The sequence below is a fragment of the Actinoplanes sp. NBRC 101535 genome (assembly GCF_030269225.1).
In the GTDB taxonomy this organism is placed as follows: Bacteria; Actinomycetota; Actinomycetes; order Mycobacteriales; family Micromonosporaceae; genus Actinoplanes; species Actinoplanes rectilineatus.
The window spans coordinates 17,723-35,615 of the sequence record NZ_BSSY01000025.1 but is presented as its reverse complement, the minus strand read 5'-3'; the positions used below and the strand labels follow the sequence as shown (position 1 = coordinate 35,615).

The following is a 17,893-nucleotide window of genomic DNA, read 5'->3' as shown; positions in this document are numbered from 1 at the left end:
GCGCTCGTCAGCTGACGGTGAGCGCCGTGTCGTCGATGACGAACGACGTCTTCAGCGAGGAGTCCTCCACCCCGGTGAAGCCGACCGTCACGGTCTGCCCGGCGAAGGCCGCCACATCGTACGAACGCAGGGTGTAGGCGCTCGCGTTCAGGTTGGAGAAGACCTGCAGCGCGGTGCTGCCGATCCGCACGGTCAGCTTGTCGTACTGGGTGCTGGTGGTCGTCTCCGACGTGATGATCTTCAGGTGGAACGACAGCGTGTACGCGCTGCACCCGGCCGGGATCGTCACCGACTGCGACAGGGTGTCGGTGTGGGTCGAGCCGTACCCGTTGAGCAACGCGTCCCGGGTGCCGGTCCGCGGCGCGCCGTCACCGGTGTTCGCGCCGATGATCCCGGTCGCGGCGGTCCACGGTGTCGTCCCGCTCTCGAAGCCCTCGTTGCCGAGTTTCTGGCCGGCGCCGGTGCACGCGCCGGTCCCGTTCACCGTCAGCGTGTAGGTGGCGCTGTGGGCCGCCGCGCCGGTTCCGGTCACCGTGATGGTGTACGCCCCGGCCGCCGCGGCCGTGGTGGCCGCGATGGTCATGGTCGACGATCCGCCGGAGGTGACCGACGCCGGGCTGAAGCTCACCGAGACGCCGGTGGGTGCGCCGGAACTCGTCAACGCGACGGTCTGCGCGCTGCCGGAGGTGGTGGCCGTGCTCACGGTGACGGTGGCCGACGAGCCGGGGGTCACCGCGCCGGTGCCGGGGCTGAGCGCGACCGAGAAGTCGTCGGCGGGAGCGCTGCCGGTGGTGAGGTTCCAGAGCGCGTACAACTCGGCGTTGGCCCACCGGCCCAGCGAGGTGACATTGACGTTCGACGGGTACGAGTCGCAGGCCTTGTGGTAGCACGGGTCGTACGCCTGCCCGGCGGTGCCGCCCCACTTGGTCACCTGGGCGCTGGTCTTGGTGTAGCTCGCCCCGGTCGAGTTGATCGACGACGGGATGCCGGCGTTGCGGAACGAGCCGTCGTCGCTGCAGCACTCGGTCGACGTCTCGGTGGGCACGCCGATCGAGGTGAAGTACTCCCGCAGCTTCACGGCGACGGCGTCGGTGCCGGTCACGAAGTAGCCGCCGTTGGTAGAGGCGATCATGTCGAAGGTGCCGTACGCCTTGATCGCGGTCTTCTGCGCCGTGGTCAGCGAGTTGACGTAGAACTTGGACCCGATCAGCCCCTGCTCCTCCCCGGCCCACCAGCCGAACCGCAGGTGGTTGGTCATGGTCGGGTTGTTCGCGGCCAGCTGGAGTGCGGCTTCCAGGAGCGTGGCCGTCCCGGAGCCGTCGTCGTTGATGCCCGGACCGGCCGACACGCTGTCGGAGTGGGCGCCGAACATGTAGGTGTTGGCGGTGTCGCCGCCCGGCCAGTCGGCGATGATGTTCTTCGCGGAACCGCTGCACGTGGTGCAGGTCTGCACGGTGACGGTGTACCCCGCCGCCTGCAGTTTCTGCTGCAGGTACGTCGTCGTCGCGGTGTGCCCCGCCGTGCCGGTGGCCCGGTTGCCGCCGTTGCCGGTGGCGAAGGTCTGCAGTTGCTGCAGGTGGGCGTTGACGTTGGCGACGTCGACGACGGGTGCGGCCGCCAGCAGGGGTGTGGTGCTCGCCGGCGGGGTGGCGGCGGCCGCCGCGGGCAGGGCGCTGAGGACCAGCGCCGCCGCGGCGAGAACAGCTACGGCAGGTCGTGCCGTCACCGTCTTGAGTCTCATGAGGGTTCCTAGGGTCGAGCCGAATCATGGCTGGCCGTAGGAGAACAGGAATTCACCACCACGCACAAGATATCGAAACATCTATATCCCTGTACGGTGTCAGGCGGTCAGGATGGCCCCGGTGACGACGCCGACGAGCCGGTCCACACGGGAGGCGAAGCCCGGCTGGTCGGCGATCCACGCGAGGGAGCCCGCCAGGGCGTACACATCGGTGCCGTCGATGTCGGCGCGCGCCGCACCGTCGGCCTGCGCCCGGGCCAGCAGGCGCGCCCCGGCGGCCCGCATCGCGACACACGAGGCATGCAGGGCCGAGTCCGGGTCCTCGATGGCGGCCATCATCACCGTGGTGACGCCGCGATAGGTGGTCGCGTTCGCGATGAAGTCGCGCAGCCACACCCGCAGCGCCTCCCCCGGCGCACTCGCCGCCTCCAGGTCGGCGGCCTTGGCGGTGAGCGCGTCGAACCCGGTCCGGAGCAGGGCTTCGAGCAGCGCCTCCCGGGTCGGGAAGTGCCGGTAGAGCGTGCCCAGCCCGACCCCGGCGCGCCGGGCGATGTCGCGCAGGGACGCGTCGGCGCCGCCCTCCGCCACGACGGTGCTAGCGATGGCGAGCAGCTGGTCGTAGTTCTTCCTGGCATCGGCGCGCATGCACCCCTCCTTGACAATCGGAGCACTGCTCCATATATTCGGAGCACCGCTCCACTTGGAGCATTCTAGACACGTTACGCGCTCAGCACCCACGTGGTGACTCGAGGCACGCAGCACGCCCGCAATCACCACACCACCACGGGCGTGGTGATTTGGGGCGCCCAGCACGCCCGTAATCAACACACCACCACGGGTGTGATGACTTCGGGCGCCCAGCACGCCCGCAATCAACACAGCACCACGGGTGTGGTGATTTGGGGCGCCCAGCGCGCCTGAAGTCACCACGCGGACGGGCTTCGCGCCCTGACCACGAGACGTGTCTAGCCGCCTACGGAAACGAGGAACCATGAAGGCGATCCGACTGCACGAGTTCGGCGGCCCCGAGGTACTGCGCCACGAGGAGATCCCGGCCCCGGTCGCCGGGCCCGGCGAGGTGCTGATCCGGGTGCACGCCGCCGGCATCAACCCCCCGGACTGGTACGTGCGCGACGGCATGACCGTGATGCCCGAGGCGATGCGACCGCCGATCCCCCTGCCGCTGATCCCGGGCACCGACGTGTCCGGTGTCGTCGAGGCGGCCGGCCCGGACGCCGGCGACCTCGCGGTCGGCGACGAGGTGTTCGGCATGCTCCGCTTCCCCGGCTTCGGCGGCAGCACCTACGCCGAGTACGTCACCGCCCCCGCCACCGACCTGGCCCGCAAGCCGTCCGGCGTCGACCATGTGCAGGCCGCCGGCGCCCCGATGGCCGCCCTCACCGCCTGGCAGTTCCTGATCGACCTCGGCCACGACGACCCGTCTCCGTTCCAGCCGTTCACGCACCGCCCGGCTCCTCTCGGCCCCGGAACGACCGTGCTGGTCAACGGCGCGGCCGGCGGCGTCGGCCACTTCGCGGTCCAACTCGCGAAGTGGCGCGGCGCCCGGGTGATCGCGGTCGCGTCCGGCCGCCACCGGCGGTTCCTGCGCGATCTGGGCGCCGACGAGGTCATCGACTACACCACCACCGACCCGGCCACGACCGTCCGCGACGTGGACCTGGTCCTGGACACCGTCGGCGGCCCGCACACCGGCCGTTTCCTGCAGACCATCCGGGACGGCGGCGCACTGTTCCCGGTGTTCTTCGGCGCCGTCGACCCGGACGAGGCAGCCACCCGCAAGATCACCGTCTCCAGCGCCCAGGTCCGCTCGAACGGCCGCCAGCTGACCGAGCTCGCCCACCTGCTCGCCGCCGGCACGGTCCGCACCGCCGTCGACAGCACGTTCCCCCTCGCCGACGCCGCCGCGGCCCACACCCGGGCCGCCCAGGGTCACCTCCGCGGCAAGATCGTCCTCACCGTCGCCTGAGAACCGATGACGGCCGGGCCCTTTCGGGTGCCCGGCCGCCATGTCACACAGATCGACTGCAGGTCGCTCCGTTCTCGCAGATCGACTGCAGGTCGCTCCGCGCTCGCAGATCGACTGCAGGTCGCACCGCGCTCGCAGATCAGCTGCAGGTGGCTCCGTTGAGCTTGAAGCCGGTGGGAGCGGCGGAGTTGCCGGTGTGGGTGGCCTGGTAGCCGATGGTGGTCGAGCCGCCCGCCGCCAGCGCGCCGTTGTAGCTCACGTTGGTCGCGGTCACCGCGCCGCTGGCCGGGGCGTACGTGGCGCTCCAGCCGGAGGTGATGGTCTGCCCGGAGGCCAGGGTGAACGCCAGCGTCCAGCCGTTGATCGCGGCGGTGCCGGTGTTCGTGATGGTGACGTTGTTGGTCAGGCCGGTGTTCCAGGCGCTGACCGAGCTGGTGACGCGGCAGGCCCCGGTGCCGCCCGGGGTGGACGGGGACGTCGACGGTGAGGCGGACGCCGACGGTGAGGCCGACGTGGACGCGGACGGTGACGTACTGGGCTGGGTGCTGCCGGCGCCGGCCAGGATGGCGGTGATGATGCCCTGCTGGGTGACCGCGGTGGTGCTGCGGTCGAACAGGCCGAAGCCGTGCTGGCCGTTCCAGCCGTTGTCCCAGTATGCGGTGGCCGCCCCGTACTTCTTGGCGGTGGCCGTCACGGCTCGCGCGTACGCCGCCCGGTACGTGTTGCTCGCCGCGTCGTACGTGGTCTTGTCGATCGAACCGTATTCACCGACGAATACCGGGTAGCCCTGGGTGACGAACCGGTCGTAGGTCTTCTTCAGCTGGCCGTCGAGGTAGTCCTCCTGGCCCCAGGTCGACTTCTTCGCCGGGTTCGTCGCGGACGCGCCCCACTGGGTGATGACGCCGTCCTCCTGGCCGGTGAAGTCCCACGGGTCGTAGTAGTGCACCGAGATCATGATGCGTTTCTCGGCCGCCGGGACGGTCGGCGAGCGGTACTGGTCGGTGGGGATGACGAAGCCACTGCCCACGGTGTGGTCGATGTTCGTGTTCCAGCCGGGCACCAGCAGCCAGCGGGCGGCATTGTTGCCGCCGGTCTGGCGTACGGTGTCCACGAAGATCTGGTTGTAGGCGTTGATGTTGGTGTAGCACGGCTCGGTGGGGTTGCCGTACTGCCCGTCGAACTCCTCGTTCATCGACTCGAGGATCAGGTGGTCGTCGTAGCTCGCGAACGTGGTCGCGACCTGCTGCCAGACCTTCTGGTACTTGGCCTTGACCGTGGCCTGGTCGGCCGCGTCGCAGATCAGCCAGGAGCCGGTGACCGTCTTGTACCCGTCGCCGTGCATGTTGATCAGCACGTAGAGGCCGCGGCTGTAGGCGTAGTCGACGACCTCCTTGATCCGGGTCAGCCAGGCGGCGTCGACCGTGTAGTTCGGGGCGGCGCCGATCTTGCTCAGGTAGGACACCGGGATCCGGATCGTCTTGAACCCGGCGGCTTTCACCCGGTCGATGAGGGCCGGCGTGATGACCGGGTTGCCCCAGGCCGTCTCGCTGGGGACGCCGTTGTTGCTGGCTTCGAGGGCGTTGCCCAGGTTCCAGCCGGCACCCATGTCGGCGACCAGCTGCGCGGCGGTCAGGGGGGCAGCCGCTTCGGCCGGGGCGGACCGGGTCACGCCGTACACGGATCCAGTGAGGGCCAGGGCCGCGGCGACGATGGCGAGCCCGGCCCTTCTTGCTCGCGTACTCATAGATCATTCCTCTCGGGAGCGCTCCCAGCATCGTAAATCATCGATCCCTTGTAACGCCCCGGAAATCATCGACCGAAAATGACGGACGCCGATGTTACGATCCGCGCGCCCCCACGGACATCGATGTTGGGGAGCAACGGGGAGAACGACATGCTGCGCAGCCTTCGGGCGCTGTCGGCCGCCGTCGCGGCCGCACTCTGCGCCACCACCGTCCTGATCGGCGTCACCGCCGGCCCGGCCCAGGCCGAGACCTACGGCAACCTGCCGCGGACCTGGACCTTCACCGACAGGGCCACACCGTCCACACCCAATCCGGACCCGGCCGGCAACTATCTGATCGGCAGCCGGGGCGACTCGACCGGGCGCGCCTACTTCACCTTCGACCTCACCCCGCTGAAGGGCCGGGTCCTGCACCGGGTCACCTTCTACACCACGGAGAAGACGGTCGACGACTGCGGCTGGGTCGCGCCGATCGAGGTCTGGCGGACCACACCCGTCACCGCCGGCACCACCTGGGACGACGCGCCCGACGAGCTGGAGCTGCTCACCGAGCGGACCTGGGGCAAAGGCACCATCTGCCCCGGCGCCTACCTCGGCATCGACATGATCCCGACGGTCCAGGCGGCTCTGGACCGGGGCGAGGACACCGTCACCCTCGAGGTCCGGGTCAAGCCCGGCAGCGAGGAGGGCCTCGGTCGCAGCATGGTCCCGGCGCAGATGAGCTACGCCGTCAACCACGCCCCGATCGTCTCCGGGCTGAAACTGCGCACTCCGGACGCGGGCTGCGGCACCCTGGACGATCCGACGCCGGCCCTCGAGGCGCTGCAGTTCCAGGCGACGGTCACCGACGCGGACCCGAACGACTACGCCCGCATCTGGTTCGCGTATTGGCCGGCGGACCGCCCGGACCTGCGCAAGGAGACCAACAGCCTGTCACCGGACCTGACCGGGATCGCCGACGGCACCGTGATGGCCTGGACCGCCCAGGGGCGTGACTACGACGACGCCGGGCCGTGGGGCGACACCTGCTACTTCGTGCTCGACTCGGTCGCGCCGGCCACCCGGCCGGTCGTCTCCTCGGAGAAGTACCCGACCAGCACCTACCCGGGGACCGGCGGGCCGGGCGTGCCCGGTGTCTTCGTCCTGGACGCCGTCGGGGACGTCGACACGGTCGCCTTCGACTGGTACACCGAGTCGGCGATCACCCGGACCCGTCCCGAGCACCCCGGTGGCCGGGCCGAGATCACCGTGACCCCGCGGCTCTGGGGCACGAACCGGGTCCGGGTCGCCGCGGTGGACACCGCCGGCAACCGCGGCCCCTGGGTCGAGTACCGCTACGAGGTCCGCAACACCGCCCCGTCGTCCACCTTCGAGCTCAACGGTGTCGGCCTGACCAGCCACATCACGCTCTACTCGCAGGCCGCCGAGGTCACCGGATTCGGGTACGCCGTCGACGGCGGCCCGGAGACCCGGGTACCCGCGGTCGACAAGCAGGGCCGGGGCGACCTGGTGTTCACCAGCGTCGGCACCAAGAACGTGCTGGAGCGCGCCTTCGCCGGCGACGAGGTCATCGGCACGCACACCTCCCAGGTGTCGGTCACCGACGCCCCGGTCGTCACCTCCGCCGAGTTCACCTGGTCCGGGACCCCGATCGCCGGGCAGCCGGGCTCGTTCACGTTCGCGCCGCGGACCACCGGCGTCGCGTCGTACCGCTACGACCTCGGCGAGGGCGGCAGCGGGACGGTCGACGCCGGACCGGACGGCGCCGCGACGGTGTCGTGGACGCCGCAGGCCGGCGGCTACTTCACCATCACGGTCACCTCAGTCGACGCGGACGGCAACCGGTCCCAGCCGGCCCAGTCCTCGTTCCGGGTGATCGACCCGCACCCGACCGTCTCCGCGTACGACCACGACAGCCAGGTCGGCAGGCCGATCACCGTCAACGCCTGGTCCGACCTGCCGAACGCCACCGGGATCGTCTACCGCTTCGACGACGGGCCGACGCAGACGTACGACAGCAGCCACGCCGACTTCGAGGTGGTGCCCACCCGCCCCGGCGACCTCACCCTGGTCGTGTGGGCCCGGCTGTCCGACGGTTCGCTGTCGCCGTCGACCACGATCGTCCTGCACGTCGACTCGGCGCCGACGGTGACGGCGAAGGGCCCGTTCACCGAGGACGCGGTCGCGCTGCGGCCGGTGACGTTCACCGTCACCGCGGTGCAGCCCGGCGCGGCCACCTTCCGCTACACGGTCGGCAGCCGTTACGACGGCGAGGAGCATCCGGAGCAGACCGTCCCGGTCGGGGCGGACGGCACCGCCACCATCACCTACGACGTGCCCGCCGGCTGGGGCGACGTCACCCTGACGGTCGCCAGCCTGACCGCCGGCGGTGAGGTCTCCGACACCGACGAGTTCTCCGTCGTCGTCCGCAACGCCGACGCAGTGCTCAGCACCAACCCGTGGCCGGACGCCGGTGGTGTCGGGGTCACCGGACAGTTCGGGTTCTCCGTCTACGACCTCGGCGAGTACACCACGTCGTTCGTCTGGCACGTCAACGACGGCCCGGTCCAGGAGACCGCTTTCGATCCGTGGGCCTGGGAGACGCTCGCCTCCTACACCCCGGACCACGCCGGCGCGAACACCCTGTACCTGCAGCGCCGGTTCACCGACGGTTCACTCTCCCCGGTCACCGAGGTCCCGTTCGAGGTCGGCACGGAGGTCGCGGCCGTTTAGGCGTACCCCCCGAGAAAGGGTGACCGGCGCAGTGAGCCGGTCACCCTTTCGCATCCGCGGGTGCGCTGTGACGGTCGCGGACTGTGCCGGCGACATCACGAGCGCGATCAGTCCAGGCAGAACTCGTTGCCCTCGACGTCCTGCATGTTCTGGCAGGACTCGTTCTCCTCGTCGGCCAGCAGCAGCTGTCCGCGGGTGGCGCCGAGGGCGACCAGCCGTGCGCTCTCGGCTTCGAGGGCGGCGAGGCGTTCGGCGCCGACCAGGCCGGTGCCGACCCGCACGTCCAGGTGCACCCGGTTCTTGACGATCTTGCCTTCGGGTACGCGCTGGAAGTAGAGCCGCGGCCCCACACCGGCCGGGTCCTGCGCCACGAAACCGGCACCCTGGCGTTCGGCCGGCAGCGTGCTCTCGTAGGCCGCCCAGTCGGCGAAGCCCTCCGGGGGCGGCGGCACCACGTAGCCCAGCACCTCGCACCAGAACCGGGCGACCCGTTCCGGCTCCTTGCAGTCGAACGTGATCTGCACCTTCTTGATCGTCCCCATCGGTCCACCTTAGACGGGGTCGGTGAGGTAGCGCTGGACGGTCGGGCCGAGCCACCGGACGGCCTCGTCACGGGTCAGCTCGGCCACCGGCGGCAGTTTCAGCACGTAGCGGCAGAGCGCGAACCCGAGCATCTGCGTCGCCACCAGTCCGGCGCGGGTGGCCGCCGAGTCCGGGTCCGGGGCGGCCCGGGCCACGACCGGGCCCAGCTGGGTGGCGAAGATGGTGCGCATCCGTTCGGCGGCGACCTCCTTGGTGACGGCCGCGCGCATCAGGGCCAGCAGGGTCTCGTCGCCTTCCCAGCGTTGCAGGAAGTGCGCGACCAGTTCGGCGCCGAGTGTCTCGACGGGCACGCCGGTCATCGACGGGATCCGCAGCTCGAACTCGGCGGCCGCCGCGAACAGCCTCTCCTTGCTGCCGTAGTAGCGCATCACCATCGACGGGTCGATTCTCGCCTCGGCGGCGATGGCGCGGATGGTGGCGCGCTCGAACCCGTCGGCGGCGAATCGTTCGCGGGCGGCGACCAGGATCGCGGCCCGGGTGGCGTCGGAACGGCGTGGCGGCATGATCGGCAGCGTAATGCCAACAAGCGTTTGCCAACAAGCGTTGACACCTCGTAGGGCGGCGCCTAGCGTTGCCAACAAGCGTTGGCACAAGGCACCACTGAAGGGAGCGCACCATGCACAGCACTGTCGCGATCGTCGGCGCCGGACCCACCGGACTCCTGCTCGCCGGCGACCTGGCCCACGCCGGCATCCCGGTCACCGTCTACGAACGGCGGACCACCACCTCCAACCTGACCAGGGCATTCGGCGTGCACGCCCGCACCCTCGAGATGCTCGACGCCCGCGGCCTGGCCGACGACCTCGCCGCCGGCGGCAAACCTGTCGACCGGCTGCGCCTGTTCGACCACATCGAGATCGACCTGTCCACGCTGCCGTCCCGCTTCCCCTACCTGCTGATCACCCCGCAGTACCGGGTGGAGCAGGCCCTCGAGGACCGCGCCGTCACGGCCGGCGCGCAGATCGTGCGCGGCGCCGCCCTGACCGGGATCGATCAGGAGACGCTGCGCTTCGAGGACGGCACGACCGCCACCGCCGACTACATCGTGGGCACCGACGGCGCGCACAGCACCGTGCGGACGAGCCTCGGCCTGCCCTTCCCCGGCGAGACCGTGCTCAGCTCGATCATGCTGGCCGACGTGCGCCTGACCAGCCCGCCGCGGGACACCGTCGCCGTCGACAGCACCGGCGGCGCCTTCGCGATGATCGCCCCGTTCGGCGACGGCTGGCACCGGATCTTCGCCTGGAACCGGGACAACAACGTCGACGACAGCGCCCCGGTGACCCTCGACGAGGTCCGCGACGTCACCCGCCGCGTCCACGGGACCGATTTCGGTCTCACCGAGGCGCGCTGGCTCTCCCGGTTCCGCAGCGACGAACGGCAGGTCCCGCAGTACCGCGCCGGACGGGTCTTCCTGGCCGGCGACGCCGCCCACGTGCACTCACCGGCCGGCGGGCAGGGCATGAACACCGGACTCCAGGACGCGGCGAACCTCTCCTGGAAACTCGCGGCCGCGATCCGGGGGTGGGCCCCGGGCGGCCTGCTCGACTCGTACCAGAATGAGCGTTCTCCGGTGGGAAAGATGGTGCTGCGCAGCAGCGGCCTGCTCGTCAGGATGGCCATGCTCCGCGGCGCACCCACCCGCTGGGCGCGCAACACGGCCGGATCCGCCCTGCTCACGCTGCCGGCGGTGGCCCGTCGCGCCGCCGGGACGATCTCCGGGATCGGCATCGGTTATCCCGGGGCCCCGCGCGCCGAGGACCGTCCCCTGCAGCGGGACGGACGCCTCTACGAGGCACTTCGCGACGGCCGGCACGTGCTTGTCACGGCCACACCCATGAGGGGGTACGCCGACCGCCTGCATGTGGTCGCGCCGGAGGAGGTCACCGGCGAAGCAACCCTGGTACGGCCGGACGGCTACGTGGCCTGGCGCGGCCCGGCCGGCGACGCGGGAGCCGCCCTGCCCACCTTCCTCGGCGCCGATGAGGCGCGTCACAGCTGAGCGCGCGGCGCTGATCAGGACGACCCCGGCTCATCCGGTCGGAGGACGTGCGACACGGGCCGGTGATCTTACGGTTGCATCCCCCACCAAATCGGGTGCTATCCGCCCGTAACCGACCGGAGCGTTGATGCGTTTTCCCCTCCCCGCCCGCGCCCGCAGCACCGCGGCCGCGCTCGCCGTAGGGCTCCCCGCCACCCTGGTGGCGTTCGCTTCACCGGCGCAGGCCGCCACGGCCGCCGACGTCCCGGCCTACACGCTGAGCTCGACGATCAGCCCCGCGCCGCTGACCGCCGCGGACTGCGGGCCGGACTGCGTGGTCGCCCCGGCGCCCCGCGGTGGAACGCTCGACGACTACGCCGCGCTCAACCAGGTCGTCGCCGCCGCGGCCGCGAAGACCGTCCCGGCGGTAGTGGCCGCGGACGGCACCGTGACCACGCCCGCGAAGACCGCGACGATCCTGCTGCAGGCCGGCACGTACCGTCTCACCAAGGGGCTGCGCCTGCCCCCGAACGTGAACCTGCGCGGCGCCGGGATCGCGGCCACCGTCCTGCTCGCCGACCCCACGGTGAACTGGAAGAACTTCTCCTACAGCTTCCTGGTACGCCCGACCGACGACAAGTCGGCCGGCAGCAGCAACCTGGTGTCCGACCTGACCGTCAACGGCAACTGCCGCACCGGCGCGGGCGCCTTCGACGACGCCACCCTGCCCGGCAGCCCCGGCGAGTTGTGCGACTTCCGCACCACCGTCGGCGCCAGCACCAACACCGCCGGTGGCATCTCGGTCGGTGACCGCTGGACCGTCCGGCAGGTCCGCTTCACCAACCTCGAGTACTTCAAGCTGTGGATCAACTACGCGAGCGGGGCGCGGATCGTCGACAACCGGTTCGACAACCGGGGCGGCGGCGAATCCGGCGACGAGGACAACATCGGTGGCGGCGGCCGCAACGACGGCACGATCATCGAGAACAACCAGTTCGACGCGACGATCAACGGCAACAGCTTCGACTTCACCAACGCCATCCGTACGGTCGTGCGCAACAACATCGTGCACACCACCCCGGAGGTCGCGGCGGCCCGCGGCCACAAGGAGTACGGCAACATGTACTTCGAGGGGGTCGTCGGGGCGACCGTCACCGGCAACACCCTCGAGGGCGCGCACATCGTCCTGAAGTCGAACTCCGGCTACGCCCACACCGGCAACAACAAGGACGTCACCAACCCGCGGGACATCCTGGTGGCGAACAACGTCATCCGCGACTCGGCGACCGTCGGCGTGGCCGTGGCGTACGACGACTACACCGACGCCGACGGCACCACCGGCACCCTCGGTGGCTGGAACGACTTCAGCACCGCCGACGACGACCATGTGGTACGCGCCGGCGGCAACAACACCGTCCGCGACAACGTGATCGAACGGTCCCGTGAGACCGGCGTGATCGTCTACGGCCAGAACGCGGCCAAGAACGCCGCCGACACGATCACCGGGAACCGGATCGTGAACGCCGGATTCGGCGGGTCGACGTCCTACAGCACCGGCGCCGGATACTTCGACACCGCCGGCGTCGGCGTCTCGGTCGGCAGCAAGGACGTCGTCACCGGCAACACGATCGTCGACGACCAGGCCAACCCGACCACCTGGTACGGCGTGCAGATCGGCGCCCGCAAGGGATCGTCGAAGGCCACGTACACCTCGGTCGGCAACAACACGACGAGCGGCCTGATCGGCTCGGCGCTGCGGACCGCCGCCAACGCCCCCGAGGCGCCCGGCAACCTGACCGCCACTGCGGACAGCGTCTCCTGGGACGAGTCGTACGCCACCGGCAACCCGATCGCCGGCTACAAGGTGTACCGGGACGGCCTGCCGGTCGCGACCCTGCCGACCGGCACCGCCACCATCCCCGGCAACCTGCTCGACACCGACGCCGCCGGCCTGGAGAACGCGAGCGCGGGCACGGCCGGCTGGACCGCCGGCGGCTCCGGCACCCGGGTCGCGCGCAGCACCGCCGCGGGCGCCGTGGGCTCCTCGTCCCTGCAGCTGACGTCGGCCACCGCCGGTCAGATCAGCACCTACAGCAAGAAGGTGACGCCGACCGTGGGCGCCACGTACACCTCGGTCGCCAGTTTCCAGGCGACCGGCACCGCCCGCCGGGTCCGCGCCGGCATCGCCTTCACCGACGCGAACGGCAAGGTCACCCGCCTGGCCAGCTCCAACGCGTCCACGGTGGACGCCACCACGGGCTGGATGACCAGTGCGTACACGGCGGTCGCGCCGGCCGGTGCGGTCTCCGCGCAGGCGTTCCTCATGGTCGAGAACACCGTCGTCGGCGAGTCGCACCTGCTGGACCGTCTCGGCCTGGTCGAGGGCACCGCGACCGAGGGCCTGACCGGCCTGTCGTCCGGCACGTACCAGGTGGTCGCCTACCGCACCGACTCGTCGGAGAACTCCGGCGCCACCACCGTCACCATCCCCTGACCCGGTTCCGATGCGCCCGTTCGCCCGGCGGTCTCCTCCGCCGGGCGTTCGGCACACAGCGTCACGTTCACCGATGCCCGACGTCACCGTTCCTTTCGAGGATCTTTGCTGTTCGGGCGCGTGGTGCGGCATCTGCCACGAGTCCGTTCCGGGATTGATGGGACGGGTGACGGTCCGTCATCGTTTCCCGCATGGCGTGCCCGTTCCTCTTCGACCTCGCGGTCACCGCTGAGAACTACGGCCAGATGACCGGCGTGCTGGCGGGTTTCGCGTTCACGGCCCTCGTCCTGCTGCTGGCACCGACGAAGACCGTCGAGCGGGCCCCGCTGGCACTGATCGGCTCGTTCATCGCGCTGGTCCTGGCCACCCTCACCTACTCACTGATCGCCGGCGACACGGCGGAGCTCGCCCGCCCGCGCGCCGCGACCCTCGAACTGGTCGGTGGGCTGATCTTCGGCCTGGCCGTGATCTCGCTGCTGCAGGGGTTGCACCTGGTCATGCGCGGCTCCGGCGTCGATGCCTCCACCGTCCGCGTCACCCGGTTCAACGCGGTGGTCGTCTTCCCCGGCCTCGTGGTGTTCTTCATCGTCCAGGCCGGCGCCGACACCGTCGCGTTGCGCGCCGCCGCGGCGGGACGGCCCTGCATCCCGGAGGTGCCGGGGATCGGCGTGGGCCTGACCGTGCTCTCCGTGGCGATCCTGTCCCTGTCCCTCCTCCGCCCCGCCCAGCGGATGTTGGCACGGCATGCCTCGCCGGCCGCCTCGGCCGCCCCGATCCTGGTGATCGTGGCGTCGGTGGCCGGCGCGGCGGCGGCCGGCGAGTTCTGCACCCACGCGCCGGACTTCCTGATGTCCCCGCGCGCCCTCGACCTGTATCTCGTCGGCGTGACCGTGCTGGTCACCACCGTGGGCCTGATGTTCTCGGCGGCCGGGACGACGAGCCCGAAGCCCCCGCCCCCGCAGCCGGCCGGCCCACGCCGGATCGTGCCCTACACCTTCGCCCACGAGGTCACCCAGGAATTCCCGCTGAACACCGTCCCGCGCCAGGACTGGGGCGTCCGGTTCCGCAGGGTCTGATCCTCAGAACGGGAGGGGGACGGTGCCGGTGGCGCGCCAGACGGTGCCGCGGCGCTCGTGGGCGAAGAGCTGCTCGACGGCGTGCGCCACCCGCGGCCCGAGGAAACGGTCCACCAGGTGCAGGCCGACATCCAGGCCCGACGTGACCGCACCCCCGGAGATCAGGTCACCGTCGTCGACGACCCGGGCGTTGATCGGGTACGCCCCGGAGGCCCCCAACCCGTCGAGCCCGAGGTGGTGCGTGGTCACGTGGCGGCCCGCCAGCAGTCCGCCCATGGCGAGGATCATCGAGCCGCCGCAGACCGTCGCCACCGTCGTCTCCGGGCGATCCATCGCAGCCTTGAGCAGCGGCGTCAGTCCCCCGGCTGCGGCCTGGGCCAGGAGCGGCGGGATCGCGTCCAGCGGTCCGGACGCGCCGGGCACCACGATCAGGTCGGCCACCGCCGGGTCGAGGGCGGCCGTGGCGCGCAGTGTCAGTCCCCCGGTTCCGCTGGTCACGTCGCGGGGGCCTTCGGCGGAGACGAGTTCCACGGTCAGCTGTCCGCCGCCGGCGGCGCCTCCGCTGTGCAGCACTTCGAAGGGTGCGACGACGTCGAGCGGGTCGAAGCCGTCGAAAAGTACGATCTGAGCAAGCATGCCGATCACGCTAGGTGCGGTGCCCGTTCGCCCACAGTGGCAGGAATGCCGCCTTCCGACGGAATCCGGCCAGCGGTCAACCCGCGTACATCACCGGAACGCCCGCACGCTCGAAGATCGCGGCCTTCGTGGCCGCGTTGTGCTCACGGACCGCGCTGCCGATGAAGAAGAGGTCGACCACCCAGATGACCCCGGCGCCACCGACCGTGACGAGCAGGGCCGCGCCGAAGCCGTTGTGGTGCAGGTAGAACCGGTGGCCGCCGAGGAATCCGCAGGTCGCCCAGAGCACGTAGGCGAAGATGACCGACTTCTTGACGTCGTCGTAGGCGGACTGCGCCTGCATCTGCAACAGGATGTGATCGGTGAGGTCGGCGAGATCAGCGAGGCTGGTGGTGCCGTGGCTGTGGCTGTGGCTGTCACGGGTGTCGGTGATGGTGTCGGTCATCGTTGCGGAGCCCCCTTCAACTTCGGTGTGACCTACGCCTCATCGGGTCCCCGCCTGACCGGTTGAGGGGTTGCCTCCGATCAGCGCGGTGCCGAGCCGCTCCAGCGCGGCCCGGAAGTCGTCGGCCGGCAGATGACCGAAACCGACCCGGAAAACGCGGTCCGACTCGCCGAACCATGACCCGCGGCCCACCCGGACCTCAAGGTCGGCGAGCCGCGCGTAGAAGCCGTCGACGTCGACGCCGGCCGGCACCCGCAGGCAACACAGCGCGCCGGCGTCCGGGACGACCATCTCCACGCCGTGGTCCGCGGACCACTTCCGCAGCGTCGCCAACTGCTCGGCGAGGAACGCGCCACGGGACGCCAGGATCGCGGACTGGCGCGCGAGTACCCGGGCCGCCAGGAACTCGTCGACGTTCGCACCCGCGATCGCGGACTGGAACTTCGCCTCACGCAGCCGCTCGTACAGATCAGGATCGGTCACGGTCAGCCAGCCGATCCGCAGGCCGGGCGCGCCGTGCGCCTTCGAGACGGAACCGCACGTCACCACGTGCGGTGACAGCGCGGCCGCGGAGGGCGGGACGGGGCTTTCCGCGTACCCCGAGAATCTGTATGTCTCATCGACCAGGACCACCGCCTGGGGTGAACGTTCCCGCACCGCGGAAAGCATGTCCCGCAGTTCCGCCTCCCGCAGCAGCACCCCGGAGGGATTCTGCGGAGAAGCCAGGGACACCAATTTTGTACGCGCTGAGAGCAGTCCCGCAATCGCCGCGACGGGCAGCCGGTAGCCGTCGTCGAACGAGGCGCGCGCCACGTCGACGGTGGCGCCCAGCGCTTCCGGAACAGTCCGCGCCGGTGGAAAACAGGGGCTGACCAGAACGGCCTGCTCCCCCGGTTCGACCGTTGCCTGGGCGACCAGGAACATCGCGTCGATGGCGCCCGCCGTGACCAGAACCTGATCGGCACGAACACCGGTCGCCGCGGCGATGAGCTCCCGCAGTTCCGGATCGCCGCGACTGGTCCCGTAACCGAGCGTCAGCCCGGCAAGCTCCTCCCCGGAGGCGAGGTCACCGACGGTGAGTGGTGGGCTGGTGCTCTCCGCCAGGTCGTAGCGGACATGCGCGTCGATCAGCGCGGTCATCGGGCTGGCCGGAAATGTGGTCATGCCTCATCGTGACGGCCACCTGCCCCGTCGAACACGGCCAATTCCGAGGCTGCGGCAGGTCTGACAATCCGGCGCTCTGCCTCGTGAGACCGTCCCGCTGATCGGGCCTGCGTATCGACCGGGCGGTCGGGGGACGGCTCGTGCCTGATATCGCGTACGCACGGACGTGCTGACGGCAACCGGGTCGCAACTGAACATGGCTACCGTTGCCGGATGTTCGTGTTCGGGGATCAGTACCGGTCGGCCGGGGCTCTGGTGGTGACGGCCGTGGTGTTCGCCGTGGTCGCGGCCGCAGCCGGCTTCCGGTGGCAGCACCGTCCTGTGCCGGAGGTGGTGTGGGCCGACGACCGGGCGCCCGCGGTGGCGATGCCGCAGTTCCGGGACGACTGCACCGGCCCGACGGCCGGCATCTTCTTGACCGCGGAGAGGCCGAAGGCGTGCCGGCAGGCGATCGCCCGGGACCCGTATCGCGGCAGGCTCACCACGAGCCACGCGGTCTGAACGGCTCGGCCGTCACCAGTTCATCCAGCCGTCCAGGCTCGGCTTGCGCAGGTGGGGCGGCTCGTCGTAATCGATCGCGGTCAGCCACTGCGCGCCCGGCATCACCCGGTGACCGAGACGGATCAGGTCGCGGACGACCGTCGGCATGTGCAGTGCGCCGAAGACGACCGCCACCTCCATGTCCTCGGCGGCGAACTCGCCGTCGATCTCGTGCAGCACGCCGAGCAGCAGTTCCTCGCGTTCGATGTCGGTCGCGTCGCGTTCCACCTCGGTGCTGTCGTAGAGGTCGAGGTTCTGCCGGTTGCCGAACCAGTCGCCGTCGCCGGTGAGCGCCATCTCCAGCGCGAGAAACGGCTTGCGGATCCGCACGAGCAGCCGCTCCTCGCGGGAGATCCGGCGTTCCGGATCGGGCGGCGGGGCGAGGTACTCGTCGGGAAAGATGATCGGCACCCCGAGCGCCCCGTAGTCGATGTCCTGCGGCACCAGGTCCCGGCTGGCCCGCTGCCGGGCCAGCCGCATCGCGTCGGCGTACAGCATCCCGGTGGAACTGGGGCCGTCCGCGATCTCCGCGATGACCGCCTGGCAGGAGCGCAGCCGCTGCCAGATCGCCCAGAAGTAGTCGGCGTGCCCCATGTGGATGGTCGGAATGATCACCCACCGCAGTCCCCCGCCGGGCCGCTGGAACACGGTGACCGACGTCCGGAACCCGACGACGCTCATCTCGGTCAGCTGCATGCCGCCAGCGTAGAAACCCGCTCCCAGGCCCGCGTCCGGGCGTCACTACTGTG

The 17,893-nt window shown here is 70.5% G+C and carries 15 protein-coding genes; 6 read left to right on the top strand and 9 right to left on the bottom strand.

Annotated elements, in window-relative coordinates:
* Positions 1-7 precede the first annotated feature (7 nt).
* Both QSK32_RS41025 and QSK32_RS41020 read right to left on the bottom strand, forming a co-directional pair.
* Entirely contained in the window at positions 8-1,741 is a 1,734-nt protein-coding gene (locus QSK32_RS41025; RefSeq protein WP_285474999.1) for a M28 family peptidase, read from the bottom strand.
* A 99-nt stretch (positions 1,742-1,840) separates the two neighbouring features.
* A complete protein-coding gene (locus QSK32_RS41020; protein ID WP_045743900.1) occupies positions 1,841-2,386 on the bottom strand; it encodes a TetR/AcrR family transcriptional regulator in 546 nt (181 codons plus the stop codon).
* A 346-nt stretch (positions 2,387-2,732) separates the two neighbouring features.
* Here QSK32_RS41020 and QSK32_RS41015 point away from each other — a divergent pair, with 346 nt between their 5' ends.
* Positions 2,733-3,728, top strand: a complete 996-nt coding sequence (locus QSK32_RS41015; RefSeq protein ID WP_285474998.1) for an NADP-dependent oxidoreductase — start codon at positions 2,733-2,735, stop codon at positions 3,726-3,728.
* A gap of 139 nt (positions 3,729-3,867) precedes the next feature.
* Here the strand turns inward: QSK32_RS41015 and QSK32_RS41010 are convergent, their stop codons facing one another.
* The gene (locus QSK32_RS41010) at positions 3,868-5,472 is read right to left on the bottom strand and encodes a cellulase family glycosylhydrolase (protein WP_045743898.1); all 1,605 of its coding nucleotides are present in this window, start codon (positions 5,470-5,472) and stop codon (positions 3,868-3,870) included.
* 150 nt (positions 5,473-5,622) lie between these two features.
* Between QSK32_RS41010 and QSK32_RS41005 the strand changes: the two genes are divergently transcribed.
* Positions 5,623-8,205 carry a hypothetical protein gene (locus QSK32_RS41005; protein WP_285474997.1) on the top strand — a complete coding sequence of 861 codons (2,583 nt, stop codon included), beginning with the start codon at positions 5,623-5,625 and terminating at the stop codon, positions 8,203-8,205.
* Between the two features lie 107 nt (positions 8,206-8,312).
* Here the strand turns inward: QSK32_RS41005 and QSK32_RS41000 are convergent, their stop codons facing one another.
* Both QSK32_RS41000 and QSK32_RS40995 read right to left on the bottom strand, forming a co-directional pair.
* On the bottom strand, positions 8,313-8,747 hold the full coding sequence (locus tag QSK32_RS41000; RefSeq protein ID WP_285474996.1) for a VOC family protein: 435 nt from the start codon (positions 8,745-8,747) through the stop codon (positions 8,313-8,315).
* 9 nt (positions 8,748-8,756) lie between these two features.
* Positions 8,757-9,311, bottom strand: a complete 555-nt coding sequence (locus tag QSK32_RS40995; protein ID WP_285474995.1) for a TetR/AcrR family transcriptional regulator — start codon at positions 9,309-9,311, stop codon at positions 8,757-8,759.
* 113 nt (positions 9,312-9,424) lie between these two features.
* Here QSK32_RS40995 and QSK32_RS40990 point away from each other — a divergent pair, with 113 nt between their 5' ends.
* The 3 genes from QSK32_RS40990 to QSK32_RS40980 all read left to right on the top strand — a co-directional run bounded on the left by QSK32_RS40990 (position 9,425) and on the right by QSK32_RS40980 (position 14,359).
* On the top strand, positions 9,425-10,810 hold the full coding sequence (locus QSK32_RS40990; RefSeq protein WP_285474994.1) for an FAD-dependent monooxygenase: 1,386 nt from the start codon (positions 9,425-9,427) through the stop codon (positions 10,808-10,810).
* 127 nt (positions 10,811-10,937) lie between these two features.
* Positions 10,938-13,283: a hypothetical protein gene (locus tag QSK32_RS40985; RefSeq protein WP_285474993.1), complete on the top strand. Its 2,346-nt coding sequence runs from the start codon at positions 10,938-10,940 to the stop codon at positions 13,281-13,283.
* Positions 13,284-13,474: 191 nt separating this feature from the next.
* Entirely contained in the window at positions 13,475-14,359 is an 885-nt protein-coding gene (locus QSK32_RS40980; protein ID WP_285474992.1) for a hypothetical protein, read from the top strand.
* A 3-nt stretch (positions 14,360-14,362) separates the two neighbouring features.
* Here the strand turns inward: QSK32_RS40980 and QSK32_RS40975 are convergent, their stop codons facing one another.
* The 3 genes from QSK32_RS40975 to QSK32_RS40965 all read right to left on the bottom strand — a co-directional run bounded on the left by QSK32_RS40975 (position 14,363) and on the right by QSK32_RS40965 (position 16,604).
* Complete coding sequence (locus QSK32_RS40975) at positions 14,363-14,995, bottom strand: DJ-1/PfpI family protein (protein ID WP_045743891.1); 633 nt, start codon at positions 14,993-14,995, stop codon at positions 14,363-14,365.
* 76 nt (positions 14,996-15,071) lie between these two features.
* Positions 15,072-15,440: a TM2 domain-containing protein gene (locus tag QSK32_RS40970; RefSeq protein WP_285474991.1), complete on the bottom strand. Its 369-nt coding sequence runs from the start codon at positions 15,438-15,440 to the stop codon at positions 15,072-15,074.
* Between the two features lie 39 nt (positions 15,441-15,479).
* The gene (locus tag QSK32_RS40965; protein ID WP_285474990.1) at positions 15,480-16,604 is read right to left on the bottom strand and encodes a pyridoxal phosphate-dependent aminotransferase; all 1,125 of its coding nucleotides are present in this window, start codon (positions 16,602-16,604) and stop codon (positions 15,480-15,482) included.
* A 213-nt stretch (positions 16,605-16,817) separates the two neighbouring features.
* Between QSK32_RS40965 and QSK32_RS40960 the strand changes: the two genes are divergently transcribed.
* On the top strand, positions 16,818-17,105 hold the full coding sequence (locus QSK32_RS40960; protein WP_045743889.1) for a hypothetical protein: 288 nt from the start codon (positions 16,818-16,820) through the stop codon (positions 17,103-17,105).
* A 12-nt stretch (positions 17,106-17,117) separates the two neighbouring features.
* On the opposite strand, the gene QSK32_RS40955 is transcribed toward QSK32_RS40960, so the two are convergent.
* Positions 17,118-17,840, bottom strand: coding sequence for a hypothetical protein (locus QSK32_RS40955; protein ID WP_045743888.1), 723 nt, complete (start codon positions 17,838-17,840; stop codon positions 17,118-17,120).
* Positions 17,841-17,893 lie beyond the last annotated feature (53 nt).